This is a genomic window from Vibrio sp. 10N.239.311.G01, assembly GCF_041465805.1.
Classification (GTDB): domain Bacteria; phylum Pseudomonadota; class Gammaproteobacteria; order Enterobacterales; family Vibrionaceae; genus Vibrio; species Vibrio crassostreae_C.
The window spans coordinates 72859-99555 of record NZ_JBFSRM010000002.1 but is presented as its reverse complement, the minus strand read 5'-3'; the positions used below and the strand labels follow the sequence as shown (position 1 = coordinate 99555).

Below are 26697 nucleotides of genomic sequence, written 5' to 3'. Positions count from 1 at the left end.
GACTTAATTAGTTCGAGAGTTAGCTAGTTAGTTCGCTTTGGGCTCAGGGTTTTCTGAAGCCGCTTGAACGTCTGCTTCTGTACTTGCTTGTTGAATCTCTAATTGCTCGTCTGAGTGTCGTTCTTCTTCAGCCTGTTCTTTCATTTCTAGCTCAACTTGCGCTTGGCTTTCGGCCAGTGCTTCTTGCTCTTCTGCTCGTGAAGACTTTGGTAAAACAAGGTTCAATAGCACCGTCATGATAGTACCGGTAGTGATGCCAGAGTGAAGAAAGTTCGCCAAATCGTGCGGCAAGTGTTGCAGTAATCTTGGTTCGAAAGTGACGGCCAAACCAGACGCCAAACCTACACAGATTACCAAGGCATTTCGCTTGGTGTCTGCGGCCTTGATCAACATGCGGATACCCGCGTAGGCAATCATACCGAACATCACAAAACCCACACCACCTAGAACAGGTTTCGGGATCGTGACGGCAATAGCGGCTAATTTCGGGAATAAACCACCTAAAATCAACAAACCACCGGTTGCAGCCACTACATAACGACTCGCTACACCTGTGATACCCACAATACCGACGTTTTGACTGAATGATGCCAGTGGCATTGCCGTTAAAATTGAAGATAAGGTACTGCCAAGGCCATCGCCTAGAAGACCACGTTTTAAGTCTTTACCGCTGACTTGGGTTTGGCAGTTGTTGCCTAATGCCATGAAGTCCCCCGTTGCTTCGGCGATAACCACGATGTACACCAAGCTCATACTGATGATGGCACTCGCAGAAAAGGTAAAGCCATATTTGAAGGGCTCAGGACCACCAACCCAAGCGGCAGAGCTGATTTGCTCAAGGTCGACCATGCCGAGTGATAGCGCCACAATGTAACCGCCCGCTAAACCAATCACGATGGCCGAAGCGGCAACCGCGCCTTTACAGTAAACCGATACGCCAACCACAATCCCCAAAGAGATCAGTGCTAGAAACAGCTTTGGCAGCGTGGCGAATTGTTCTGTGTTGGCAGGAGAGTCTCCGACCCAGTTCATGGCAACCGGTAAAATGGTTAAGCCGATTAAGGTAACCACTACACCACTTACCACGGTTGGGAACAGTTTCCGAACCTTGTCCATATAGAAGCTGGCACCAATCACCACGAACGAGCCGATAAGCGCTGAGCCCATGATCGCGGCGACACCGCCTTCGTTGCCGATTGAAATGGCGACGCCCAAAAAGGCAAAGCTCGAACCCATCACAACGGGCAGCCGAATACCAATAGGACCAAAGCCAAGACATTGAGCGACAGTCACAATACCTGACGCCAGCAGCGCAGCATTGATCAATGAAACTATCTCGGTGTTAGGCAAGCCAATTGACGCGCCGACAATAAGGGGAACAGCGACGATGCCACCAATCGAGGCGAGCATGTGCTGTAATGCGAGTAGGAAGGTTAAGCCGTGAGGCGGTCTTTCATTTAGGGTGTACAGAAGTTTCATTTGATATTCCTCTGCCTGTGTTTCCGTTTACAGGCGATTGGCGGTCAAATAATGACTTCTACAAACTGCGTAGGGTCATAAAAAAGGTGCACTAACCGAGCGGATATTTGTGTGTTCCGCTGATTAGCACAATTAGCTTTTTCTTAAAAATGTTGTTTTAGCATGTGTCTTGATAGCTCGGCCTGCGAACAAGCCAAGCGATAGTTACGTTGGGTGATTAACCGATGAACACGAGCTTCGCGACAAAAATAGCCGCTAAGAAGTACATCGAAATCGAGACGTCTTTTGTTTTACCTGTCGCCAGTTTCAGCACTGTGTAGGTAATGAAACCCAGTGCGATACCATTCGCGATAGAGAAGGTCAGAGGCATCATTAACGCTGTAATGGCTGCGGGAGCACCGTTGGTGAAGTCTTTCCAATCAACGTGCTGCATGCTGCTCATCATCACGAACGCTACGTAAATCAACGCGCCAGAGGTTGCGTAAGCGGGGATCATGCCAGCAAGTGGAGATAGGAAAATTGCCGCTAAGAACAACACACCAACCACAATCGCAGATAGGCCTGTTCGTGCGCCTGCTGCAACGCCCGCTGCACTTTCTACGTAACTGGTTACTGGCGGACAACCCACACACGCACCTGCCACACTTGAGATACTGTCGGCTTTCAGCGCTTTGCTTAGGCCTTCGATCTTGCCTGTTTCAGGATTAGTTAGGTTTGCACGCTCAGCCACGCCCATCAAAGTACCCGCGGTATCGAACATGTTTACAAAAAGGAAAGCCAAGATAACGCTGATCATTGAAACATCGAGAGCGCCCATAATGTCCATTTTTAGGAACGTAGGTGCTAAGCTTGGTGGCGCCGCGAAGAAGCCGTTGTAATGCACTAAGCCAAGCATCATGCCGACGAGCGTTACACTCAAAATACCGATTAACACCGCACCAAATACTTTACGCTCACTAAGAACAGCGATGATAAGGAAAGCGATAGCGGCCAGTAGCGCTTCAGGTTTAGTGAAGTCACCTAGTGATACCAGTGTTGCTGGGTTTTCGACGACGATACCTGCTGTTTTAAGACCAATTAGACCTAAGAACAAACCAACGCCCGCAGTCATGGAGTAACGTAAACTCACAGGGATACTTTCAATGATCCATTGGCGGACTTTGTAGAAACTCATCCCGACAAACAAGATACCTGAGATAAACACCGCACCCAGTGCCACTTCCCAGCTGTAGCCCATTTCGCTTACTACCGTGAACGAGAAGAAGGCATTCAAGCCCATGCCCGGCGCAAGTCCGACAGGCCAGTTCGCAAATAACCCCATTAACAAACAACCGATAGCTGCACCAATACAGGTTGCGACGAATACCGCTCCTGCATCCATACCCGATGCGGCCATGATTTGTGGGTTAACGAAGATGATGTAAGCCATGGTTGCGAAGGTGGTGACACCGCCGACCAACTCATTTTTCACACTGCTTCCGTGTGCCTTAATTTTAAAGAGTTTCTCTAAAATTCCGTTATTCGCATCTTGGTTGAGTATTTCTGTTTTACTCTCACTCATGTCAGCAAGTCCTTTTATGTTGTGATCCATTTATTGAATACAGCGAGATTTCAATATTAAGTTTTAAGGTTTTTTCCTAGCCGCTATTTCTTTAGCTATCAGTTGATTAGTCATCAACTTCTAACTAATAACGTTGTTAGTATTTTTATATGAGCGTGTTTAATGAGCGCGCATCATTTTAGATGCACGCACTAATCTGCTTAATATTTTTCGGTGAGCCTAGTTAGAAGTTCTAGGTCACGAGACTAACTGCCCCGATAGGTTGAGAAACTGTAAGGCGAGACGAGAAGAGGAACGTGATAATGCGCTTCTGGATCATCTAGACCAAAGCGAATAACAACATCGTCTAGGAAAGGCACGCCATCCAATTCCACGCCTTTACTTCTGTAGTAATCGGCTACGTAAAACACCAATTGATATTTCCCCGGTCGGAAATCATTCCCTGCCAGAATCGGCGCATCGGTTCGGCCATCGGAGTTAGTGATTACCGTCGCCAGCTTTTCTGTTGAGTCTTCATTGACCTTATAAAGCTCTACCTTGATCTCTGCACCCGGTAAGCCGTGAGTTGTGTCTAATACGTGTGTTGTTAATCTTCCCATAGTCCTTTAATAGCGCTTTTGGCGCTCCTCTGTTCCGTGGTTTATCTGTCTGTTTCGACCTTGCAAAGAATGCAACTGGTCACTTTGTTATCACTAACTATGTACGAACTGTACACAATTAGTAAAGCTAATTGTTGGAAAAATGTTAACTATTGTGTCGTTTTTTCTGACTTTATAGATCTTGATTATCGTTTTTTGGTGAACTTTGACTTTATTAAGCTGTTGTTTTTAAATGGTAATGGTGCGTAAATTTAACTTGAATAACAAAATCTTTACATTGAGATAAATAATTGTATACAATAAATGTACAGGGGTAAGGTTGCTCTGTTTATCGAGAATCCACTTGGTTGAATCATTTGGTGACTTACTTAAAGAGCGACTAAGCCAACCACTTATGTTAGGAGTACTTGGATGAATAAGGATTATTCAAGAAATTTGATCGGTTACGGAGCTAACCCTCCAAACCCTCAATGGCCAGGTAATGCGCGCGTCGCGGTTTCTTTTGTATTGAACTATGAAGAGGGCGGTGAGCGTTGTTTGTTACATGGAGACGACGAGTCTGAAGCTTTTCTTTCAGAGATCCCGTCAGCACAGCCGATTAAAGGCGAACGTCACATGAGCATGGAATCCATCTATGAATATGGTAGCCGTGCGGGTGTGTGGCGTGTTCTTCGCTTGTTCGATGAATATGAAATCCCACTGACCGTCTTTGCGGTTGCAATGGCGATTGAGCGTCACCCAGACGTTGCCAAAGCCATGGTCGAAGCGGGTCACGAAATCTGTAGCCACGGTTATCGCTGGATAGACTATCAATACATTGATGAGTCTGAAGAGCGCGACCACATGACCAAAGCGATTGAGATCATCCAACAAGTGACGGGTCAACGCCCACAAGGTTGGTACACAGGTCGAACAGGTCCAAATACGCGTCGCTTAGTCGCAGAAGAAGGCGGCTTTCTTTACGACTCAGATGCCTATGATGATGACCTGCCGTATTGGCACACCGAGACTGGTCATCCGCAATTGGTGATCCCTTACACACTTGATGTGAACGACATGCGTTTTTCAACGGCGCAAGGCTTTAACTCTGGTGAGCAGTTCTTCCAATATCTGAAAGACACGTTTGACACCCTTTATATGGAAGGCGAAACCGCACCGAAAATGATGTCGGTTGGGCTGCATTGTCGTCTGATTGGTCGCCCCGGTCGTATTGCTGCATTGAGACGTTTCTTAGATTACGTAAAACAGCACGACAGCGTGTGGTTATGTCGTCGAATCGATATCGCCAACCACTGGCACCAACATCATCCATATCAACCAAATAACGCTAATCATCAACAGCAAAAGTAGCAGTGAAGCAAGGAGGCTTACGTGACTGAATTTCGATCATGCCAACCAACAACCATGGACCGCGATACCTTTGTCGCTCACTTTGCTGATGTCTACGAACACAGCCCATGGGTTGCAGAAGTGGTGTATGACCAAGGTTTGAATGCCGAAGACGATCATATCGAGAATCTTCATCTGAAAATGGCATCGACCTTGTTAAGTGCAGACCAAGGCAAGCAGTTGGCTTTGATCAACGCTCACCCGGATTTAGCCGGTCGAGCAGCAGTAAACGGCGAACTCACCGAGTCGTCGACCAAAGAACAAGCGGGGGCGGGCATCGACCAGTGCAACGCCGAAGAATTTGAAAAATTCACTTCTTACAACAACAGCTACAAAAGTCGCTTCAATTTCCCTTTTATCATGGCGGTGAAGGGAGCCAATCGTTACCAAATTCTTGAGTCGTTCGAGATGCGATTAGGAAATGATAGTGAAACTGAGTTTGCTACGGCGATTCAAGAGATCAACAAGATCGCGATGTTTCGTCTCTGGGATATGTAAGTTAACGGAGTTAACAGCTATCTCAGCCCAGTCTTAGTGCGCTAAGAGCACGCTTTATAAGCGAATAAGCCACTAAGTTCTCATTTTATTATTACTTGATTAATTGGATAGGATTACACGGACATGACCCAAACATTTGAACAATACATAAACCTTGCAGACGAAAAACTCGGCGCAGAAGCTATCTTCGCAACAGACGATTTTTTCGCGGATAAAAGCCGTCTACTCAGCCACGTAGCACCAGAGTGGAAAGACGACTTATACGACGATAACGGCAAGTGGATGGACGGTTGGGAAAGCAGACGTAAACGTGGTGAAGGTTACGACTACTGTGTCGTTCGCCTTGGCCTAGCTGGCACCATTGCTGGCGTTGATATTGATACCTCATTCTTCACAGGTAACTTCCCACCTTCGGCATCAATTGACGCGTGTTATTCACCACAAGGTGAGCCAACTGACTCAACAGAGTGGCAAGAAATTCTGCCTTCAATGGCACTACAAGGTGATCATCATCATCTTGAAGCGATTGAAAGCGACCAAGTATTTACGCACCTACGTTTGAACATCTATCCAGACGGCGGTGTCGCTCGCCTACGTGTTTATGGCCGACCAAGTGTGGATTGGGAAGCAATAGATTCTCAGCAACAAGTTGACCTAGCATCGGTTGAACACGGTGGCCGAGCATTGGCATGTAGCGATGAGCACTACGGCAACAAAGCCAACATCTTAGGCCCTGGCCGCGGTGAAAACATGGGTGACGGTTGGGAAACAGCGCGTCGTCGTACACCGGGTAACGACTGGGTAATTGTGGCATTAGGCCACCCAGGTAACATCGAACGTATCGTTGTTGATACGGCCCACTTCAAAGGTAACTATCCTGACAGCTGCTCAATTCAAGCTGCTTACGTGAAAGGTGGTACCGACGACCAAGTAGAAACACAAAGCCTATTCTGGCGTGAACTGTTGCCTGCACAAAAGCTGCAAGCGCACGAAATTCACGAATTCATTTCTGAGGTAAACGACCTTGGTGCGATTACCCACGTACGTGCAAACATATTCCCAGATGGTGGTATCAGCCGTTTGCGTCTGTTTGGTACGAAAGCGAAATAGGTAAGGAAATCAGATATGAGTAATGGAATACGTCGTTTATCCATCGAACCGTTAACCAAGCAGGCTTTTGCAGAGTTTGGCGATGTTATCGAGTCCGATAATAGTGATTTCTTCATGATCAACAGTGGATCAACACGTCGCTACCACAAGCTAGCGACAACGGATGTGCAAGACCAAGACGGAGAAGCCATCATCAGCATCTTCCAAGCCACACCGTTGAGCTACCCACTGACCATCAAAATGTTAGAGCGTCATCCACTTGGCTCTCAGGCATTCATTCCATTACTTGGTCAACCCTATTTAATTGTTGTTGCGCCAAAAGGCGACGATCCAACATTAGCCAATAGCCGAGCTTTCTTGAGCAACGGCCGTCAAGGAGTGAACTATCACAAAGGGGTGTGGCATCACCCAGTTCTCGCGCTTACTGAGCAAGACCAGTTCTTGATCGTCGATAGAGGCGGCGAAGGGCACAACTGTGATGAAGTTTATTTCGACAACGATCGAGTGGCATTACATTTGGACGATCTGCCAACGGACGACAATAAGGAAGAGCAACGCTTAGCTAAAGCGTTGTGATACAGGAGTTTATTATGGATCCGCATATTACAGAGTGGTTGAACTTAGCAATACGCTGGGCTCACATGATTGTTGGTGTTGCGTGGATAGGCGCATCATTTTACTTTGTTTGGTTAGAGAATAACCTTAACCGAGTTAACCCTAAAACGGGCCTTTCAGGCGACTTATGGGCAATTCACGGCGGTGGTATTTATCACCTAGAGAAGTACAAACTTGCGCCACCAGAGATGCCAGAGCACCTGCACTGGTTCAAATGGGAAGCTTACTTCACGTGGATCACCGGTGTGTGTCTACTGGGTGTGGTTTACTACCTCAACGCTGAGATTTACCTGATTGCACCGGGCTCTGGCCTTGATTCAACAACCGCAATCGCGATTGGTATTGGTTCATTCGTTGCCGGTTGGTTTATTTACGACTTACTGTGTGACTCACCATTAGGTAAAACACCCGTGTTGCTTGGCGTTGTGCTGTTTGTGCTGCTCGTCGCTGCGACGTACGCCCTAACTCAAGTGTTCAGTGGCCGTGGTGCTTATATTCACGTTGGCGCAATCATTGGTACCATCATGGTGGGTAACGTATTCCGCGTTATCATGCCAGCACAGCGTAACTTAGTGAAAGCGATAGAAGAGAAGCGCGAACCGGATCCGGCACTGCCAGCGAAAGGCTTACTGCGTTCTCGTCACAACAACTACATGACACTGCCAGTGCTGTTCATCATGATCAGTAACCACTTCCCAAGTACTTATGGCTCGGAATACAACTGGCTGATTCTTGCTGGGCTAGCGATCTTCAGTATCTTGGTGCGTCACTACTTCAACACACGTCATGGTAGCCAAAAGTTTGCATGGACTGTACCTGTAGCGGCATTAGGTATGATCACGCTTGCGTTTGTTACCTCGCCTTACGCGAAAAAGCAGATGACTCCGGTTGTGCAAGCGCCAGTGGTTCAAGAAGTGCAAGTAAGCGCGACTGAATCGGAGACAAAAGAGCTTGCTGAAAACGGTACTGCTTCAACTACGACTAGTTCTCAGGCAGCACCTGCAGACCACGCAATGCAAACTGCTAGCGCAGGCGTCAGCTTTGAAACCATCAACAAAGTCATTCAAGAGCGCTGTTCTGTGTGTCACTCATCAACCCCAAGCCACGCCGCTTTTGCTGCTGCGCCAGCCGGTGTGATGTTTGATACCCCAGAAGAGATTAAAGCCAATGTACCAAGGATTGTTGCTCAAACCGTAACAACCAAGGTGATGCCACTCGGTAACATGACTCAAATGACCGACGAAGAACGCGCACTCATCGGCACTTGGGTTGAGCAAGGCGCGACGCTTCAATAATGATGTGAATCCTTTACCTGAGAGCATGAGTCTTAGGTGAGGCTTGGGGAGAGTTTGGTTTACGGGCACGCGCCAAACTCATCCCACCCTGTTTCCCCGGTTCTTATAACCGGGGCTTTTTGTTTTTGGACAAAGGTAATGCTGAATTATCATTTAGTTAGTGACTCTAGGTGCATATGTGAATTAAAGTGTGCTGTTGGTTGTTCCTGTCTAGTCGGGCAGAGTGTTGATGTTCAAGATCAGTTGAGAGAGTTATGAAAAATATCGTTGTATTTAATACTGAAACAGCAGAGCACCGAGTTTTTGACGTATCAGATTCTGATGCGGAGAATTATCAAGAGATACGTTCTTTGCTAGTCAAAGCTTTAGATCTAGAAATTATTTATGACCAAATAATTGAAGCATATTGGGACTTCAAAAATAAAGTTAATTATTGGAATTTAAGGTCTATTTCAACCCCGTTTGCTGACTATGTACTAAACCATGAAATTCGTAGCTCTTTGAATAGTTTGGCTTTTAACTTATTCAACTTAAGTAAGTTATATCTTGATTGGCATTTTAATGAACGGAAGAAGCGATGTTTTGCATTTGAGATTACGAATGACGAAGCTGCTAGAGTTGCTGTCGAATCACAACGTCAGGATATTTACGACTCAAATATTCATTACGTAGTTGGCTGCGACTTGAGAGGACATAGCCAACATAGCGCTTTACCTGTAAGAACTTTTACTACTGGTGTTCGCTACGATCACGAAACATCAAGTCGCACTGCTCATTTCAGTATTTTTTACGATTACGATGACCTAGTTAAAGCTGGTGTCCCAAAGAAAAAATTATCACATGATATTAAGCTAGAACTCTCAGAAATTATCGACGGTTTCGTATACGCGATTTCTCAAAAGCACATGTTGAATCGTGAGTTATCCGATTCAATTGTTCGTGATGGCCGTGAAAGATATTTGACTAAGTGGCAAAGTTTGGTCAATGACACGAGTTTTGAACGGTATCGTTGCGAACTACATTTGGAAGGTGGTGAAAAGCATGTGTTATCTCTTGAGTGGTTTGAGGTGTACGGTCATCTCCAATTAAAGCATCGTAGGTCAATAGATTACTCAGCGATTCGGTTCGAAAAGTGAGTTAGATATAATCAAAAATGAGTTGTATGTAGTTTTAATCACAGTGTCTGAGCTATTAAATAGGGTTTAAGGAAAAGACAAATATGGATATTGCCGTACTAACATTTGATGGATTTAACGAGCTAGATTCTTTCATCGCATCGGGTATTTTGAATCGAATGAAAGAGTTTGGTTGGAATGTGCAGATTACTAGCCCTACAGAATCAGTGACTTCAATGAATGGAGTCACAATTAAATCTCAACAGCCTTTAGAGTTCGCGAATACTGCTGATGCGGTGTTGTTTGGTAGTGGCATGTTGACCCGCGATATTGCCCAAGATGATAAATTACTCTCAAGATTAAACCTTAATCCACAAACACAATTGATTGGCGGTCAATGCTCAGGGACTCTGTTAATGTCGGTATTGGGGGTGTTGAATCAAGTTCCAGCCTGTACTGATTTAACAACGAAGCCATGGGTAATTGAATCCGGTGTGACCGTGTTGGACCAGCCGTTTTATGCGGAAGGTAACATTGCTACAGCGGGTGGCTGCTTGTCGTCCAAATACTTAGCTGCATGGGTTATCTGTAAGCTCGCAGACCAAGAACATGCCGAAGCTGCAATTCACTATGTTGCGCCTGTTGGTGAGAAAGAAGACTCTGTGAATCATTGTATGTCGATAGTAAGTACTTACGTTTAAATTGATTCATTGCGTACGCAGTCCTGTATAAGGTTCTTGATATGAACATCTACCCATGGCATTTTTAGTCCAAATTGACTTTAGTTAGGACAAAAAATGGAAGACTTAATTGTCGCGTATTTTAGGGCATTGAGCTCATTCTTTAGGTATCTGTTTCAGTCGATCTTGATTGAGTTCATTGGTTACGGAGCTGGCTGGATAGTCTGTAAAGTATTCACATTAGGGCGCTTCCCCCCATTGATTCCAACTGAAAAAGAGCGAACCAGAATCTCTTATATCGGAGCTATTAGTCTCGCACTCCTTCTTTTGGCAATTGGTGTATTTAATAGTTTTTAGGCAGCGGAATAGAGTGTGACCATGGATAGTATTCAAAATAATACGGACAAAAAAGACATGCTTGAGAAAGTTCAGGATATTGCTTCGATTAACGGGCTGGAATATGAAGTGAGCGGGAATGTTCTTAATCTTAAACTAGGCAGAGCCGCTGGAAAGGTTAAGATTAAATACGATTACGTTACGCGTTCATACGTCTACAACTGCAATGAATATGCTGCTGGTTTTTCCAGCCTCATTTTCTTCGCTCTTTCGTTCAATACTCTGTATCAGGCAGACCAACAAGTATGGTCTGGCTACGTCGCAGGTTTGATGTTTGCGGTGGCAGTATTTAATTTGATCCAATTAGTGTTGTCTCACGTGCAAATGCTAGATATTAAAGCGCAGCTAAGAGAAGTCGGTATCTATCTAAAGTCTGCCGCATAAGAGCCTTTAGCTCCTTGTGTATCGTGAACAACTCAGCAATCGCTGAGTAACGATTGGTTAAGTCCTGCCATCGGTAGCTATGTGCTCAAATAAACAGCGCCAACGCCAATTGTTGGTGCTGTTTTTACTTTCCTCTTACACTCTTTTCAAATATCGAACCTAGTATCAAATTTCTCTTTGTTACACAGGCAAGTCTCTCATTATGAAGAACTTCTTTGATAGCGAACTCATGCTCTCTAGCTCCTTGAATTTCGTTTTGCTATCGCTTGGGCTAACGCTCCTTTTTCATCTTCCGATTTGGTGTGGGTTCAACTTGAGCCGACGAAAATGGAAGCTTATGGATTATTTATGGCCGTTCTTGGCGGGTATCGGGATGCTGGGTGCAGTGTCTGAGATTCGTGCGAAAGTAGCGGGTGACTGGGTTGAAACCGAACAAACCAGAGCGGTGGCGATTTTAGAATCGGTTCAGCAGTTTTCTTTGGATAAGCTGCGAAGTGATACCTGCACCGGTCAACCATCTTTAGATAATCACGCTCAGCACCACGAAGCGTGTTTGTGGTATTTGAATACGGCGATCACGTTCAAAGATGTCGATTTCACCTTGTTACCCAACGCATCGGATTTTACGGTTCCTGCGCCTAGCGTGTCGCTGGTTGAAAGCGATGCAGTGTGGGTGGATGGTATGCTGAGTCAGTATGAGAAGCAGAAAAACCAATACATAAAAACCAGAGAAGCGCAGGTGAAACAGCCACTAGAAAGTATCTTTTGGTACGTGAGTCCTTACTTAGTGTGTTTCGCGATTGCGTTGCGTTTGACGAAAGTCACCGCAGAGCTCAAATTAGATAAGTGCGCATAGTTTGAGTTCCTATACCCAGATAGAAAAGGTGAAGTAATGAATGTGAGTGAGTTTTCTCAGTTGGTGGGTTTGTCGGCTCACACGCTTCGCTACTATGAAAAAATCGGCTTGTTGAAAAATGTTCAGCGGAACAGTAGCGGTCATCGAGTCTATACATCGAAGGACGTTACCTGGATTGAGTTCGTGAAGCGCTTAAAAGACACCGCAATGCCACTGGATGAGATTCTAGAATACGCAAAGCTAAGGGAGTTAGGGCCAGAATCGACTTCGCAGCGCCAAGTGTTGCTCGAACAACATCAACAGAATTTGCGTTCCCATATCGAAGAACAACAAAAGCACATGGCAGCATTGGAAGAAAAAATTAGTTTGTATCGAGATGGAAAAGTCCGTTGACTTAGAGTCGACTCTAACTTGTAAGGTGTTCCTGTAAATCATAAAAAGGAACAAACCTATGAATCAATCACGTTTCGACATCGGCTTAGAAAGACTTAATCATATCGACGGAGAAGCAGGGCAACAGGTTATTGAAAGCCTGCAAGACATCTGCCCTGATCTTGCCAAATATACTATCGAGTATCCCTTTGGTGACATCTATTCACGCCCCGGTTTGGATTTGAAATCGCGAGAGATCGCGACCGTCGCTGCCCTTACCGCACTCGGCAATTGTGCCCCTCAGCTTAAGGTGCATTTGAATGCGGCACTCAATGTTGGATGTAGCGAGGAAGAGATCAAAGAAGTGATATTGCAGATGTCGGTGTATGCGGGATTCCCAGCGGCGTTAAATGGCATGTTCGCATTTAAAGAGGTGCTTGCGGAGAGAGGCACAGCTTGAGATAAATAGAAAATATAGTCTGAAAAGGGAGCGTCAACTTTGCTAAGTTGCGCTCCCTTTTTATTGATTGGCTAAGTTTTAAAGGTCGTAAACCTGAAGGTTCGCGGTTCTTTAAGATGACATAGACAGCGCGAATGACAACAAGATCGGCAAGGTGACCACGCTCAGGAAGTTGCCGAACAACACCATAGACGCGACCTTGGGTGGCTCGACATTGAAACGTTCTGCAAACAGGTAGTTCATCACGGCAGGTGGCAGCATGGTGAACAGCACCATCATTTGTAGGTGCAGCGTTGGCAGCGGGATAAAGAAGTAGATGATGGCGAAGGCGATGGCACCAGTAAACAGAGATTGAGCCGTACACAGCAAGCCAACTTTGAGTCCGCTGAGCTTCAAGTTGACCATTTGCGAACCCAACGACAACAGCATGATGGGCACGGCTGCTTGGCCGAGTAGCGATGTGGCTTCGTAGATTGGATTCCATACTGCAATGCCAGACAGGTTGAGCGTCATCGCTAATGCTGCGGCTAAGAATATCGGCATCTTGAGGATCTGCTTGATCGGATTACCTTCACTCAACAGCGCCAAGCCAACACTAATGTGCACGCAAGCCGATACCACAAACAGCAGTACCGCAGGGGCTAACGCGCTTTCGCCAAAGGTATACGTGAATAGAGGAATCGCAAGGTTGCCACTGTTGCGGAACATGTGTGGCGGAGCCCAAGCTTTGAAGTTGAGCTTAAAGATCTTACAGATTGGTATCATCAATAAAGCAGGCACCAACACCGCGACCAAAGAGGCGGTGATGAGTGGCAATTGCTCGGTGTCGAGGGGCATGGTGGTCAGCGAGGCAAACACTAGCGCAGGAATACACACATCCATGTTGATCCGATTGATCGGTTTGAAATCGGGCTTGAGCCAACGACCAACCGCAAAGCCAGCACTGGCTAAAGCAAAAACGGGAAACAGAATGCTGACGACCTGTTCGAACATAGAATTCCTTTCTAGATTGGGTGCTTCCATTTAGCTGAGAAACGAATGTTTTAGAGAGACGCCAAACGAAGCATAAAGTCGAGATGTATAAACATTAACCTATCAATATAATGACTTGGCGTCACCGAAGATCGTTGTCTGTGAGCGGTTAATTTATATTTCTTTGAATGAAGCACAAAAAAGACCAGTGGCATCAGCAACTGGTCTTTAAAGGCTAGATAAATCTGGACGGATTTTTAATTAACGACGGCTTGTCGCTGTCTAGCGATTGTTACTCGGTTTTAAGCCTAACTAACGAGCTTTTTGTAATCTTTGAAATTCACGTCATAAGCTTTTTCGCCGTAGATGTAAGTCTCGCTAACGGTTCTGTCGTCACCTAAGCTCATCAATACAAAAAGTTTTTCTTCAAGCTTGGTGGTTTGTTCCATTCTAAAGCGCATCAGCTGAGTTGCGTGTAGATCCAACACCACGAAATCCGCTTCTTTGCCTACTTCTAAGTTACCGATTTTATCTTCTAAATGCAGAGAACGTGCGCCACCTAAAGTTGCCAAGAACAGCGATTTAGCAGGGTGAAGTTTCTCTTGTTGAAGTTGCATGATTTTGTACGCTTCGCTCATGGTTTGCAGAATCGAGAAGCTGGTGCCTGCGCCGACATCAGTCCCCATACCAACACGAATGCCGTGTTCTTCCATCTCTGGTAATCGGAATAGGCCAGAGCCTAAGAATAAGTTCGAAGTTGGGCAAAAGGCGATGGCAGATTCAGTATCAGCAAGGCGTTTACATTCGCAATCAGACAAGTGAATGCCATGGGCGAAAACCGAACGTTTGTGCAGTAGGCCATAGTGGTCATACACATCCAAATAGCTGTCGCGCTCTGGGAACAGTTCTTTTACCCATTCAATCTCTTTCTCGTTTTCAGAAAGGTGCGTGTGCATATACACATCTGGGTACTCTTCTAGCAATTTACCAACGGTAGCCAATTGTTCTGGTGTACTGGTTGGCGCGAAACGAGGTGTCACGGCATAAAGCAAACGGCTGCGGTTGTGCCATTTCTCAATCAGTTCTTTGGAGTCGGCGTAGCCAGATTCTGGCGTGTCGGTGAGGTAATCAGGCGCATTGCGATCCATCAAAACCTTACCCGCAATCATACGTAGGTTGCGCTTCTCAGCTTCTTCAAAGAAAACGTTAACCGACTCTTTGTGTACCGTGCCGAACACGAGTGCCGTGGTTGTGCCGTTGCTTGCTAGTTCGTCTAGGAATAGCTTCGCCACTTTGTGTGCGTAGACTGGGTTTTTGAAGCGCTTTTCTTCTGGGAAGGTGTAGTTCTCTAACCAATCAAGAAGTTGCTCACCGTAAGACGCGATCATCCCTGTTTGAGGGTAGTGGATGTGCGTATCAATAAAGCCAGAGGTGATCAGCTTGTCTTTGTATTCTTTGACTTCGAGTGTTTTAGGTTGGCGAGCCAATACCTCGTCGACATGGCCCAAGTCGACGACATGGCCGTTCTCAACCACTAAAACACCGTCTTCAAAATAGTCGTAAGACTCATCGATGCCGACGTCTTTTGGGTCGGCGACGCTGTGTAAAATACTGGCGCGATAAGCTTTGCGTTGCGTTGTCATGTTTACTTCCTTTTAATGACTTCAGCGACGTTATGGCCACTGAAGCTTTGCGACTTGTGTTAGGCGATCTTCTCTTCCAATGGTGGTTCGCCTACGTCGCTTGGTTGACTGTGTTGATCGGTCAAACCCTGATTTCGATATTGTTTGGTTGGGCGCTTTTGTTCAAGCGCTTGGCCTTGATAGTGTGCGATCAGTTCACCCGCAACCGATACCGCAATTTCGGCAGGATGTTTGCCATTCACGGCGCTAATGCCAATCGGGCAAAGCATGGTTTCGATTTGTTCTTGGCTGTAGCCGCGCTGCTCTAAGCGGAAGTCGAACTTCTTACGCTTGGTAAGCGAGCCGATCATGCCAAAGTAACGGCTGTCTTCACGGTCAATAATGGCTTTGGTTAGGTCAAAATCGAGCTGGTGGTTGTGGGTCATCACAAGGTAATAACTGTTTGGTTGCATGTGTTTCACTTCACCAACCGGATCATCTGAAACAAGCTTCTTCACACTATGTGGCAGCGTTTCAGGGAACACTTCTTCACGTTCGTCAATCCAGGTCACGCGGAAAGGCAGGGTTGCGACAATATGCAGCAGCGCTTTGGCAACGTGGCCTGCGCCAAACAGCACAAGATGATTCTGTTGAGTGCCAATCGGCTCAAAGCTTAACGTTGCCATTCCGCCACAACATTGGCCTAAGCGAGCGCCTAGGTTGAAGCGTTCCACTTTGAGTGACTTTTCACTGGCAATCAGCATCTCTCGAGCCATTTTAGTGGCCACATGTTCAAGGTGACCACCACCAATCGTAGCGATGATTCGGTCACGAGTGACAAGCATCTTGGTGCCCGCATCACGTGGCACTGAGCCTCTGTCTTCAAGCACTGTCACCATGACACATGGTTCGTAGCTCTCTTCCAGCTTTGCCAGTTCGTGAATCCATTTATCCTTAAACATATGTCCTCCTAAATCCCTTCTGTGCTTCCTAAGCTGTTTATTACGCCCTATGCCATATCTGTCAGCTCTAAGCCGTTTCTGATTGAGCATCGACCGAAGTCGGGGCTGTTTCAGAGACTTCCTGAATCGCCATCAAAATACGCTCTGGCGTTGCTGGTGTGTTGAGCTTAGGAATCGCTCCATCAACGGCCACGTAGCTAATCGCATCTTTCAATGCACTCCATACCGACATACCCAACATGAAAGGTGGCTCACCCACGGCTTTCGAGTTGAATACTGTGTCTTCTGGGTTGCTGCGGTTTTCCAAAAGGTGCGTTCTGAAATCAATTGGCATATCAGCAATCGCAGGGATTTTGTAGCTTGCAGGGCCGTTGGTCATTAAGCGGCCTTGCTGGTTCCACACCAACTCTTCCGTTGTTAACCAACCGACACCTTGTACAAAGCCACCTTCGACTTGGCCGATATCAATCGCCGGGTTCAATGAAGCGCCTACGTCATGCAGAATATCGACACGCAGAATCTTGTTCTCGCCAGTCAGGGTATCGATGATGACTTCTGAACAAGAAGCACCATAGGCGTAGTAGTAGAACGGACGACCACGCGCCTTCTCGTGATCGTAATAGATCTTCGGAGTGCGATAGAAGCCAGTGCTTGATAGCGAGATTTGGTTGAACCAAGCCAGTTCAACAAATGAGTTGAAGGTCATGATCTCATCGCGGATCTGCACCATGCCGTTTTTAAACACCACTTCTTCAGGCCACACTTTGAAGTGCGAAGAAGCGAAGTCGATCAGGCGCTGCTTAATGGTTATTGCGGCGTTTTGCGCGGCCTTACCGTTGAGGTCGGCGCCCGATGAGGCTGCGGTTGGTGATGTGTTCGGAACTTTGTCTGTGTTTGTAGCGGTGATCTGGATACGTTCGACATCGACTTGGAACTCCTGTGCAACGATTTGTGCCACTTTGATGTTCAAGCCTTGCCCCATTTCCGTACCACCGTGATTCAAATGAATACTGCCATCGGTGTAGATATGGATGAGTGCACCTGCTTGGTTCAAGAAAGTCGCAGTAAACGAGATGCCGAATTTCACTGGTGTGATAGCAAGGCCTTTCTTCAAGATAGGGCTTTGCCTGTTGAACTCAGCGATTTCTTTACGACGTGCGTGATAGTCACTGCTGCGTTCAAGCTGTTCGGTTATCTCAGGTAAAAAGTTGTCTTCAACGGTTTGGTAGTAATGGGTCACATTACGGCCTTCTTCGCCGTAGTAGTTCGCCTTACGTACTTCCAAAGGATCTTTTTTCAGGTAACGCGCAATCTCGTCCATGATGTGCTCGATGGTCATCATGCCTTGCGGGCCACCAAAGCCACGGTAAGCGGTGTTCGATGCGGTATTGGTTTTGCATCGATGACCAACCACAGTTGCATCACCTAGGTAGTAGGCGTTGTCTGAGTGGAACATCGCTCGGTCGACGATAGAACTTGATAAGTCTGGCGAGTAACCACAGTTACCTGCAACGGTAATATCGGCACCTTGAATCACACCATTGTCGTCAAAACCGACCGTATATTGATTGTAGAACGGGTGGCGTTTACCGGTTTGCTGCATGTCTTCATTACGCAGCAGACGCATTTTGGTCGGTCGGCCTGTAAGGTGGGCAATCACCGCAGCCATACAGGCTGGAGAGGCTGCTTGAGTCTCTTTACCACCGAAACCACCACCCATACGACGCATATCAATCACGACTTTGTGCATCGGCACGCCAATCACTTCCGCAACCAGCTTTTGAACTTCGGTCGGGTTCTGTGTAGAGGTGTAGACGATCATGCCGCCGTCTTCGGTTGGCATTACACTACTGATTTGAGTTTCTAGATAGAAGTGCTCTTGGCCGCCGATCTCTAGGTCACCAGAGATCACGTGTTTCGCTTTTGCCAGTGCGGCTTTCGAGTCACCACGTTGTTGAGTGTGGCTTTCTGTTACGAAGTGTTCTTTCTCTAGCGCTTCTTTTACATCAAGAATCGCAGGCAGTTCTTCATATTCAATGATTGCAGCGTGTGCGGCTTTACGTGCAGTTTCTAAATCGTTAGCTGCCACGGCAATCACAGGTTGACCGTAGTATTCTACTTTGCCATCAGCAAGCAGTGGGTCACCCGGTAGGATGGCGCCGATATCCAGTTCACCCGGTACGTCTTTCGCTTGAATAGCAATTGCCACACCTTCGAATTCGTAACATGGAGACAGGTCTATTTTGGTGATGTTAGCGTGCGCTTGCGTGCTCAGGCGTGCGTATACATGCAGCTGATTTGGGAACTCTAGGCGGTCATCAATGTATACCGCTTCGCCCGTGACTTGCTTGGCTGCACTGTCGTGTTTAACGCTTTTACCTACGCCAGTTTTTAGGTCTTGTTTTGCAATGGTAACCATCTCTTCGTGGGTCATCGCATTGCTCTTGTGAACAGAGGAATTTGATTTAGACATAAGACGTTACCCTTGTTTCGATTTGGTTGTTTTTGTTCTGCTGTTCAATGAAGTAACGACGCAACATATTTGCTGCCGACAATGAACGGTATTCTTGGCTGGCACGGAAATCAGATAGTGGCTCAAAGTCGTTATACAGTTCCTGCATTGCTAACTTAATATTAGCGTCTGTCCACGGTTTGCCTAATAACGTATTTTCACAACGCGCCGCGCGCTTAGGTGTTGCAGCCATACCACCGAAAGCGATACGAGCGTAAGAAACCTTGCCGTCTTCGATTTGAATATCAAACGCACCACATACCGCAGAGATATCATCGTCTAAACGTTTAGACAGTTTGTAAGCTCGGAAGCTGTCGTTAGTTGGCTTAGGAATGATGATCTGTTCAATGAACTCACTCTCTTTTTGCGCCGTCACTTTGTAGCTGATGAAGTAATCTTCAATCGGCATGGTGCGTGACTCGTCACCGCAACGAAGTTTGATCTTTGCGTTAAGGGCAATCAGCAGAGGAGGGGTGTCACCGATAGGCGAAGCATTCGCTACATTACCGCCGATGGTGCCTTGGTTACGCACTTGCAGTGAAGCAAAGCGATGCAGCAGTTCACCAAAATCTGGGTAGTGTTTTTTCAATAGTGAGTAAGAATCACTGATAGGCAGGTTGGCACCAATGATTAGATCGGTGTCGGTCTCTTCACATACCTTCATGTCTTCAACAAGGTTCACGCTGATCAGTGTTTCAATCTCACGATGGAATTGCGTCACTTCCAGCGCTAAATCCGTACCGCCAGCAACCAGCTTAGCGTTCGGGTGGGCTTGAAAAAGCTTGGCCAACTCATCGGTGCTTTTTGGGGAAAAAGCGGTGAGGTGACCAAGGCGTAAGTTGGCCTCAGTGTCTTGAATGCTTTCTAGCTTCTTGATGGTGTTGCGTTCAAGTTCAGCAAATTGGTCGATCAAAGGTTGGTCTGTTGAAAGTGACATCGCAGCATCAACAATTGGTCGGTAGCCTGTACAACGACATAGGTTACCCGCCAGTGATTCCATGACGTCTTCTTTGCTCGCATCGGGTTTGTTTTTGCCTAGCGCAAACATCGACATGATGAAGCCCGGCGTGCAGTAACCACACTGTGAACCGTGAAAATCAACCACCGCTTTTTGCACTGGGTGCAATGAGCGATCTCGATTTTGCAGATCTTCTACTGTGATCAGTTGCTTGCCATGCAGCGCTGAAACGAACGTAAGGCAAGAGTTCACCGAGCGGTATTGCAGCTGTCCATCAACCACCTCACCCAGAACTACCGTACATGCACCACAGTCACCCGACCCACAACCTTCTTTGGTACCGGTTTTATTAACCTTGGTACGAAGGTAGTTGAGCACTGTCATATTTGGCGACAGATTATCTTCGCGTCTTATTTCCTGATTGAGCAAAAAAGTAATCAAGAGACCTCCTTGTAAATCGACATATTTCCATGTGTATTCTTTTTGACTTCTAGGTCAATAATTATCCATCCTGACCCTGCGGTCAACTATTTATTTACAAAAATGTAACAAAGATGGCTTGTAGTGAATTGTATACAATTTAATTTTGGTCATAGTCGTCTGTTTTATAAGGGTTTGGATTGAGATTGAACAGTTTTATGGTGTGAATGAATGGATAGCTATGTATACAAGATAAAGACAAGATTTATGGCACTGTTGGGAGTGATTCTGTAGAGGCTAAGATCGTTGTTGAGGCTAGAATAGACAGTGTTTTAGATGGATGTGAGCCGATCGTCGTCTTTATTTTTAGGTGAGAGGGCATAAAAAAGAGAAGCAAACGCAGGGGCTTACTTCTCTCCAATTTTGTTAACGAAAAGCTGTTAACAAAAAGTTGTTAACAGATGGTTATCAATCGTTTGTTGAATCGTCTATGACTTACTCTTAAGCAGATCTGAGAACACGACATGCAGATCACTAGAAGCTGTGCTGCTGTCTAGGTTGAGCTTCGAACGAATATGGCTTAGGTGTTCTTGCATCAACTCTACGGCTTGTTGTTCATTGCCTGACTCTATCGCATCCAGTAAGCCTGAGTGTTCGTCTAGAGAACAGTTCGAGTGGTTGCCCGTTTCGTACTGAGCGATCAGCAGTGAAGTTTGCGATACCAAGCTGCGTTGGAAAGCCAGCAGTGGCGCGTTCTCTGCCATTTCAGCCAATTTGATGTGGAACTCACCAGACAAACGTAGGCCAGAGCCGTAATCGCCTTGGTCGAAGGCACAGTTCTCTTTCGCGACTAATTTTCTGCATTCTTCTATTTGAGCTTTGGTTGCGTTTTTCACCGCCAGCTCAGTGATAGCAATTTCCATCACTTCACGTGCTTTAAAGATTTGTTTGGCTTCGTCAACCGTTGGCGCAGCAATCACGGCTCCTCGGTTAGGACGGATCACCACAACTTGTTCTAAAGAAAGACGCAGTAAGGCACGGCGGATAATGGTGCGGCTAACGCTAAAGATTTCTGCTAACGCTTCTTCGCTTAATTTGGTGGCTGGTGGCAGCCTTTGTTCTAGTATCGCGTCGAAGATGTGGCAGTAAACAACATCGTCTTGAGTCTGGCCTGTTACTTTCGTTTTTACACCTTTGGAGACAGAGTTTTTGAGAGCTGTCATAGAGATAAGGGCCCTTGTTTAGTCGAGTTGGGTTGGTCGAGAATAATTCATGAGTATTACTCTATATTGTATACATTTATCTATACAATGCCACTGGATGAAAGTGCGATGCACGCTTATTTGTTAATGACTTATAACATTTAGTTTGCAGGGAACTGTGTGCAATCTTGAGCTTTAAGTCATTCGCCCTAAAACTAGACGCGATTATCGCCGCAGCTGTACGCCACGATCTGGCTGATTTCGCTCAGGCTACGACCTGACTGTTGCTGCCATTCGTTGAAGGCTTTACCCGCTGCCAGTTGTGCTCGCTTGGTGTTACGACCGCTATCAATCACATCTGTGCTGCGCAGGTGCGCTTCAACGTCAGAAGATAAGATAAACGTGTCTTTTCCCATTTGGCGCAAGGTGTAAGCACCTGTGTTACCACCTAATCGCTTACCGTGTTTCTTCAGATAATCCCAAAGTTCTGTAATTCGTTCTGATGGCCAGTCGGCAACCATTTGTGAGAAGGAATCCGCTTCACGCTTGGCGTTGTGAATCATGGTGGCATTGGCAGGGATAGTCATTACCTTAGTCAGGTGACGAATAATGCGTGGGTCTTGCGCTTTCTGTTCCCACATCTCGTTCGGCAGCATTAGCATTTTTTCGATGTCGAATTCAAAGAACACTTCTTCGAATTGCGGCCATTTTTTTCTCACCACATTCCATGAAATGCCACATTGGAATACCTTTTCGGTAAAGGCGGCTAGCCAACGATCGTCGGTGATTTGTGATAGCTCGGCTTGTGAAAGGGGCGCTCGAACAATTTTTTCGAGTTCGGCCGCTCCGCCTTTGCGGTGAGCTGCACGTTGGTAAATGGTGTCGAATTTCTCTTGGGTCATTGGAGGTTCCAAACTAAAGCGATTCTTTATGATATGGGGACTAATTTCTATATGAAAAGGAGCTTAAGCCATTGTCTTCAAATCAAATGAAAGCCAATTAAGAGAGTTTCAATTCCATTTGATACAAGGGCCATGTTTTACCATTGAACTCTTTCACGCTCGGCTCTTTGTCGACCACCTGAAAGCCTGCTTTGTCGTAGCAGCGTTTTGCGCCGTGGTTTTGCTTAAATACCGCTAAGGTGATGGTGGTGACATCTGGCATTTCTTTCGCCGCTTCTAATGCACTTTCTATCATGGATTGCCCAAGCCCTTTACCACGTTGGCTTGGGTGAATCGCGACTCGGCAGAAGCGAAGTTCATTGTCTGACATACGCTGAAATTCCATAAAGCCAAGTAAGTCATTACTTTTGGTGTCTGAGTTCGGTTCAGGTAATGAATGAGTTTCAGAGAAGGTATATAACTCGACATGTGGCTCTTGAGAGCGTTCGATGATGGAGGCGGCTTCTAACGGCCAACCAAAGGTTCGTCCGCCCCACAGTACATAGTCTTCGAGTGATGTGAACCAAGTGACGATCTCATTGGCATCGGAGGCTTTAAAGCGGTTTATTTCCATATCCTTCTCTCTCCCTTATCGCGTGTCTCTTTTTTAATCCGTTAAACTTCTGCGCCCAACTGTTCTAGAAAACCGCGCATGTAGTCGGTGCGCTTGTTGGCTTCTAACTTGGCGGATTCTGTATTCATGGTTTCAGCGAGCTTGAACAGCTTCACGTAGAAATGGTCGACGCTGTAGTGCTTGTCATCCAACTCACGTTGCTTCGCGAACGGATCTTGGTGGTTATAGAGTTCAGCGTTAAAGCTTTGGCCGACGTATAGGCAACGAGCAATACCAATTGCACCGAGAGAATCTAGGCGATCAGCATCTTGGACGATTTGAGCTTCCAAGGTTTCTGGTGTGATGTTAGCGCTGTAACTATGCGTGACAATCGCATGATGGATCTCATCAAGATAGGACGCGGGATACTCGATAGATTTGAGGAAAGAGATCGCCTTGTCTGCTGCCATTTGCGAGCTTTTGGCTCTGTCTGGGTGATTCTTGGGAAAGGTGAAACAATCATGAAGGTAAGCAGCAGGCAGAACGACCTCAAGCTTAGCTTTTTCTTGAGTACATAAAGCCTTAGCAGTTTTGACTACTCGCTTGATGTGGCTGATATCATGCGCCGCATCTTGTATCATTTCTTGTTGTGCAAAATCAAGCAGTTGGCTTTCAAGTTTTTCAATCACGCGTCTCTTTCTCCATTTTTAGACGTTATCAATGTTGCTTATCGATCAGTGTCGTTTCATATCGACTTTAACAGTTTCTAGCGCGATTTTTTATCTTTTATAAAAGGAATACCCACAAAAAAAACCGACTCAGTGAGTCGGCTTAATAGAAAGGTTATTCTGTGTTGATTAAAGCGCTATTAACGGTAATCAGAGCTTATGCAGTGGCTTGTTGAAGCTGCGCCAATACATGATGCAGTGACGGGCTGATCGTGTGACCAAGCGCTTTCACTTCGTCACATGGCTCTACTAAATCAGGGATCTGGAAGCTGATCATGTTGGCTGCCACAGAAGCGCGAATTCCGTTGTTCGAATCTTCGAACGCTAGGCAGGTTTCAGGCGCAACACCTAGGCGTTCAGCCGCCAGCAAGTAAATCTCTGGGTGAGGCTTGCCGTGAGTCACTTCGCAGCCTGTGCTTAATGAAGTGAAGTAAGAATCTAGGCCAGCCAGCTCAAGCTTCTTCTTCGCGATATCAAGCTGAGTGGAGGTCGCCACCGCGATTGGAATGTCATTCGATTTTAGCCATTCAAGTAGTTCAATCACGCCATCTTTTACTGGGATTGCTTGGTTTTTAACAATTGCACTGTAGCGGGTGCGCCATTCATTATTCAGCGCTGGGTAATCTAACCCTTCACCGTAACCATTTCGAAAAATCTGTTCGATGGTTTTTGCGTTACAACCAATGATGCCTAGGTAGACATCTTGCAAAAACGGAACACCTTGCGCGTGACATGCTTCTTCAAAAACCTGCATACAAAGTCGCTCGGTGTCGAGCAGCAGCCCATCCATATCAAAAATAGCAGCTTGAAAATTCATATCCGTGGTTCTTAATGTGTTGTCATCGTGAGGGCGGGTATTTTGACATAGTGTCTAGTGATAGGCGAGTCAACGTTCAGTAAGAATATATCCAATCGGCTCGGCAATATGCTTCTGCATGACCTTAAATGTGATTGGTTGTGGTTGAAATAATATCGTTCAGTTATGAGCCTTGTGTTTTATAGGCCATCCAGATCTAACAGAAACAATTATGATTATTCCACATAACAAATCTAGCTTGTGCGTCTGGCTTCTTATTACATTTCATAAACTTACAGGTCTGTTTACGTGACCATAATCTTATAAAAAACAATTACCGGGAGCCTGCAATCATAGTGTGACCAAGCAATAAGTAAATGGCTGAGCTTAGGGAGAAAATAACATTAGTCCACATTTTTAGCAGGGTTGCTTATGTTGTATTTTGAGTTTCTATTTTTATTAGTCGTCCTTTATATCGGATCTCGGTATGGCGGTATTGGCTTAGGTGTTGTTTCTGGTATTGGTTTGGTTATTGAGGTGTTTGTCTTCAAGATGCCACCAACGTCTCCACCTGTCACCGTGATGCTGATCATCCTCGCCGTTGTTACTTGTGCTTCGATTCTCGAAGCGGCAGGTGGTTTGAAATACATGCTGCAAGTGGCGGAAAGGGTGCTTAGAAAGAACCCGAAACGCGTTACCCTGATAGCTCCGTTCGTGACTTACTCGATGACTTTCTTATTGGGTACTGGCCACGCGGTTTACTCCATCATGCCGATCATTGGCGATGTTGCACTGAAGAACGGTATTCGTCCTGAGCGTCCAATGGCGGCAGCGTCAGTTGCGTCTCAACTAGCTATTACCGCATCTCCAATTTCAGCCGCTGTGGTGTACTACCTCGCGCAGCTTTCTGATATTCAACATTCTATTACTCTGCTTTCCATTTTGATGGTGACGGTACCTGCAACCTTATTTGGTACGTTTTTGCTTTCTTTGTACAGCTTGAAACGCGGCAAAGAACTGAATGACGATCCTGAATATCAAGCGCGCCTAAAAGATCCTGAGTGGAAAAAGCGTATCGAAAGCACCACGGCGACGTCTTTGGATGAAGTGCTTCCAACTTCGGCTCGTAATGCGGTATTGATTTTCCTACTTTCAATTGTCGTGATTGTTATCGTGGCGATGGTGCCTGAAATCAGAACCATCGTTGACGGAGACAAGCCAATCAAGATGTCGGTGATCATCCAAATGATGATGCTCTGCTTCGGCGGTATCATCTTGCTGGCGACCAAAACTGACCCACGTGATGTGCCAAACGGCGTGGTATTCAAATCGGGTATGGTGGCGGCGATTGCTATCTTCGGTATCGCTTGGATGTCGGATACCTACTTCCAATACGCAATGCCTCAGTTCAAGTCTGGCATCGTGGAAATGGTGACCAACTACCCATGGACGTTTGCACTAGCGCTATTCATTGTATCGGTTGTGGTGAACTCGCAAGCCGCTACTGCACGTATGATGCTGCCTGTTGGGCTTGGATTAGGACTAGACCCAGCCCTGCTTATCGGCTTGATGCCAGCGGTTTACGGCTACTTCTTCATCCCGAACTACCCATCAGATATCGCAACGGTGAACTTCGATGTCTCTGGCACCACCAAGATTGGTAAGTGGTACTTCAACCATTCATTCATGTCGGTTGGTTTAATCGGTGTAGTAGGCGCATGTTGCTTAGGCTACGCACTGGCACAGATTTTTATCGCTTAATGTATTAGCTTTCTTTGAGATAGCTAAGACAACAACGAAAAACAGCGCCTGAATTGGCGCTGTTTTTGTTTAATCTGTCTTGGGAATTAGCTTTGATACGAGCTCTTAAGCAGTATTAGCGAGGCTCAAAAGCCAAAGACTGAATCGCTTCTTCGATCGTTAGGAAGTGGATCTTCATCAGGCACACTTCTGCTTTTTGGAACTCGTGATTTCGAATCAGTTTGGTCACGCTTTCAACCGAATACTGGTTGGCTCGTTTAGCTAGAGACAGTTGGTTAGAACTCGATTGAAGCGAATAGCTGTCGCCAACTGAATCGATGAGGTAATCCTCTTCGCCCAAGATCATGTCTGAGCATTCTGCCTGAAAATCGTTCTCGGACGCGACGTAAATAAGCTCATCATCACCGTCGAGCTTTACCAAAGATGGCCAACTGATCATTACTGCCCTTTCTATGTGCTGC

Annotated in this window: 27 protein-coding genes; 13 read left to right on the top strand and 14 right to left on the bottom strand. The window is 46.2% G+C overall.

The genetic code is table 11. The features are described from left to right. Nucleotides 1-27 precede the first annotated feature (27 nt). From AB6D06_RS01890 to uraH, 3 genes are all read right to left on the bottom strand, one after another. The gene (locus AB6D06_RS01890; RefSeq protein WP_102503268.1) at nucleotides 28-1479 is read right to left on the bottom strand and encodes a nucleobase:cation symporter-2 family protein; all 1452 of its coding nucleotides are present in this window, start codon (nucleotides 1477-1479) and stop codon (nucleotides 28-30) included. Nucleotides 1480-1696: 217 nt separating this feature from the next. Next, a complete protein-coding gene (locus AB6D06_RS01885; protein WP_017061593.1) occupies nucleotides 1697-3040 on the bottom strand; it encodes an NCS2 family permease in 1344 nt (447 codons plus the stop codon). Between the two features lie 245 nt (nucleotides 3041-3285). Continuing rightward, a complete protein-coding gene (gene uraH / locus AB6D06_RS01880) occupies nucleotides 3286-3639 on the bottom strand; it encodes a hydroxyisourate hydrolase (protein WP_017083063.1) in 354 nt (117 codons plus the stop codon). A gap of 411 nt (nucleotides 3640-4050) precedes the next feature. Between uraH and puuE the strand changes: the two genes are divergently transcribed. The 12 genes from puuE (at nucleotide 4051) to AB6D06_RS01820 (ending at nucleotide 12809) form a co-directional block, all read left to right on the top strand. Continuing rightward, complete coding sequence (puuE, locus tag AB6D06_RS01875) at nucleotides 4051-4989, top strand: allantoinase PuuE (protein WP_017083064.1); 939 nt, start codon at nucleotides 4051-4053, stop codon at nucleotides 4987-4989. Nucleotides 4990-5010: 21 nt separating this feature from the next. Beyond that, a complete protein-coding gene (gene uraD, locus AB6D06_RS01870; RefSeq protein ID WP_017067791.1) occupies nucleotides 5011-5526 on the top strand; it encodes a 2-oxo-4-hydroxy-4-carboxy-5-ureidoimidazoline decarboxylase in 516 nt (171 codons plus the stop codon). 123 nt (nucleotides 5527-5649) lie between these two features. After that, the gene (gene alc / locus AB6D06_RS01865) at nucleotides 5650-6636 is read left to right on the top strand and encodes an allantoicase (RefSeq protein WP_372109870.1); all 987 of its coding nucleotides are present in this window, start codon (nucleotides 5650-5652) and stop codon (nucleotides 6634-6636) included. A gap of 15 nt (nucleotides 6637-6651) precedes the next feature. Continuing rightward, entirely contained in the window at nucleotides 6652-7212 is a 561-nt protein-coding gene (locus AB6D06_RS01860; RefSeq protein ID WP_108116938.1) for an ureidoglycolate lyase, read from the top strand. Between the two features lie 14 nt (nucleotides 7213-7226). After that, nucleotides 7227-8546, top strand: a complete 1320-nt coding sequence (locus tag AB6D06_RS01855) for a urate hydroxylase PuuD (RefSeq protein WP_372109869.1) — start codon at nucleotides 7227-7229, stop codon at nucleotides 8544-8546. 254 nt (nucleotides 8547-8800) lie between these two features. Next, a complete protein-coding gene (locus AB6D06_RS01850; protein WP_372109868.1) occupies nucleotides 8801-9682 on the top strand; it encodes a hypothetical protein in 882 nt (293 codons plus the stop codon). An 83-nt stretch (nucleotides 9683-9765) separates the two neighbouring features. After that, complete coding sequence (locus AB6D06_RS01845) at nucleotides 9766-10362, top strand: DJ-1/PfpI family protein (RefSeq protein ID WP_372109867.1); 597 nt, start codon at nucleotides 9766-9768, stop codon at nucleotides 10360-10362. Nucleotides 10363-10458: 96 nt separating this feature from the next. Continuing rightward, nucleotides 10459-10698, top strand: coding sequence for a hypothetical protein (locus AB6D06_RS01840; RefSeq protein WP_017076958.1), 240 nt, complete (start codon nucleotides 10459-10461; stop codon nucleotides 10696-10698). A gap of 21 nt (nucleotides 10699-10719) precedes the next feature. Further along, nucleotides 10720-11121: a hypothetical protein gene (locus AB6D06_RS01835; RefSeq protein ID WP_017076957.1), complete on the top strand. Its 402-nt coding sequence runs from the start codon at nucleotides 10720-10722 to the stop codon at nucleotides 11119-11121. A gap of 337 nt (nucleotides 11122-11458) precedes the next feature. After that, the gene (locus tag AB6D06_RS01830; protein WP_048669456.1) at nucleotides 11459-11977 is read left to right on the top strand and encodes a hypothetical protein; all 519 of its coding nucleotides are present in this window, start codon (nucleotides 11459-11461) and stop codon (nucleotides 11975-11977) included. 36 nt (nucleotides 11978-12013) lie between these two features. After that, nucleotides 12014-12370, top strand: a complete 357-nt coding sequence (locus tag AB6D06_RS01825) for a MerR family transcriptional regulator (RefSeq protein ID WP_054541470.1) — start codon at nucleotides 12014-12016, stop codon at nucleotides 12368-12370. 58 nt (nucleotides 12371-12428) lie between these two features. Further along, nucleotides 12429-12809 (top strand): carboxymuconolactone decarboxylase family protein, encoded by a 381-nt coding sequence (locus AB6D06_RS01820; RefSeq protein ID WP_017083073.1) that lies wholly within the window; start codon nucleotides 12429-12431, stop codon nucleotides 12807-12809. Between the two features lie 111 nt (nucleotides 12810-12920). On the opposite strand, the gene AB6D06_RS01815 is transcribed toward AB6D06_RS01820, so the two are convergent. The 10 genes from AB6D06_RS01815 to AB6D06_RS01770 all read right to left on the bottom strand — a co-directional run bounded on the left by AB6D06_RS01815 (nucleotide 12921) and on the right by AB6D06_RS01770 (nucleotide 24496). Continuing rightward, complete coding sequence (locus tag AB6D06_RS01815) at nucleotides 12921-13802, bottom strand: AEC family transporter (RefSeq protein ID WP_004732869.1); 882 nt, start codon at nucleotides 13800-13802, stop codon at nucleotides 12921-12923. A 287-nt stretch (nucleotides 13803-14089) separates the two neighbouring features. Continuing rightward, nucleotides 14090-15424, bottom strand: coding sequence for a guanine deaminase (gene guaD / locus AB6D06_RS01810; protein WP_372109866.1), 1335 nt, complete (start codon nucleotides 15422-15424; stop codon nucleotides 14090-14092). 59 nt (nucleotides 15425-15483) lie between these two features. Next, on the bottom strand, nucleotides 15484-16365 hold the full coding sequence (xdhC, locus tag AB6D06_RS01805; protein WP_372109865.1) for a xanthine dehydrogenase accessory protein XdhC: 882 nt from the start codon (nucleotides 16363-16365) through the stop codon (nucleotides 15484-15486). A gap of 67 nt (nucleotides 16366-16432) precedes the next feature. Further along, complete coding sequence (gene xdhB, locus AB6D06_RS01800; RefSeq protein WP_372109864.1) at nucleotides 16433-18838, bottom strand: xanthine dehydrogenase molybdopterin binding subunit; 2406 nt, start codon at nucleotides 18836-18838, stop codon at nucleotides 16433-16435. Next, the gene (xdhA, locus tag AB6D06_RS01795) at nucleotides 18831-20276 is read right to left on the bottom strand and encodes a xanthine dehydrogenase small subunit (protein WP_050632513.1); all 1446 of its coding nucleotides are present in this window, start codon (nucleotides 20274-20276) and stop codon (nucleotides 18831-18833) included. The genes xdhB and xdhA overlap by 8 nt, the downstream gene beginning before the upstream one ends. A gap of 467 nt (nucleotides 20277-20743) precedes the next feature. Beyond that, entirely contained in the window at nucleotides 20744-21478 is a 735-nt protein-coding gene (locus AB6D06_RS01790; protein WP_017071662.1) for a GntR family transcriptional regulator, read from the bottom strand. 194 nt (nucleotides 21479-21672) lie between these two features. Beyond that, on the bottom strand, nucleotides 21673-22359 hold the full coding sequence (locus AB6D06_RS01785) for a DNA-3-methyladenine glycosylase I (protein WP_372109863.1): 687 nt from the start codon (nucleotides 22357-22359) through the stop codon (nucleotides 21673-21675). Nucleotides 22360-22456: 97 nt separating this feature from the next. After that, on the bottom strand, nucleotides 22457-22972 hold the full coding sequence (locus AB6D06_RS01780; protein WP_372109862.1) for a GNAT family N-acetyltransferase: 516 nt from the start codon (nucleotides 22970-22972) through the stop codon (nucleotides 22457-22459). Between the two features lie 41 nt (nucleotides 22973-23013). Next, nucleotides 23014-23640, bottom strand: coding sequence for an HD domain-containing protein (locus AB6D06_RS01775; RefSeq protein WP_372109861.1), 627 nt, complete (start codon nucleotides 23638-23640; stop codon nucleotides 23014-23016). Between the two features lie 196 nt (nucleotides 23641-23836). Beyond that, nucleotides 23837-24496: an HAD family hydrolase gene (locus AB6D06_RS01770; RefSeq protein ID WP_372109860.1), complete on the bottom strand. Its 660-nt coding sequence runs from the start codon at nucleotides 24494-24496 to the stop codon at nucleotides 23837-23839. A gap of 411 nt (nucleotides 24497-24907) precedes the next feature. On the opposite strand from AB6D06_RS01770, the gene AB6D06_RS01765 reads away from it, so the two are divergent. Continuing rightward, complete coding sequence (locus AB6D06_RS01765) at nucleotides 24908-26236, top strand: anaerobic C4-dicarboxylate transporter (protein ID WP_010432780.1); 1329 nt, start codon at nucleotides 24908-24910, stop codon at nucleotides 26234-26236. Nucleotides 26237-26351: 115 nt separating this feature from the next. Here AB6D06_RS01765 and AB6D06_RS01760 read toward each other — a convergent pair whose 3' ends face one another. Next, the gene (locus AB6D06_RS01760) at nucleotides 26352-26675 is read right to left on the bottom strand and encodes a DUF4144 domain-containing protein (protein ID WP_004732884.1); all 324 of its coding nucleotides are present in this window, start codon (nucleotides 26673-26675) and stop codon (nucleotides 26352-26354) included. Nucleotides 26676-26697: the final 22 nt, after the last annotated feature.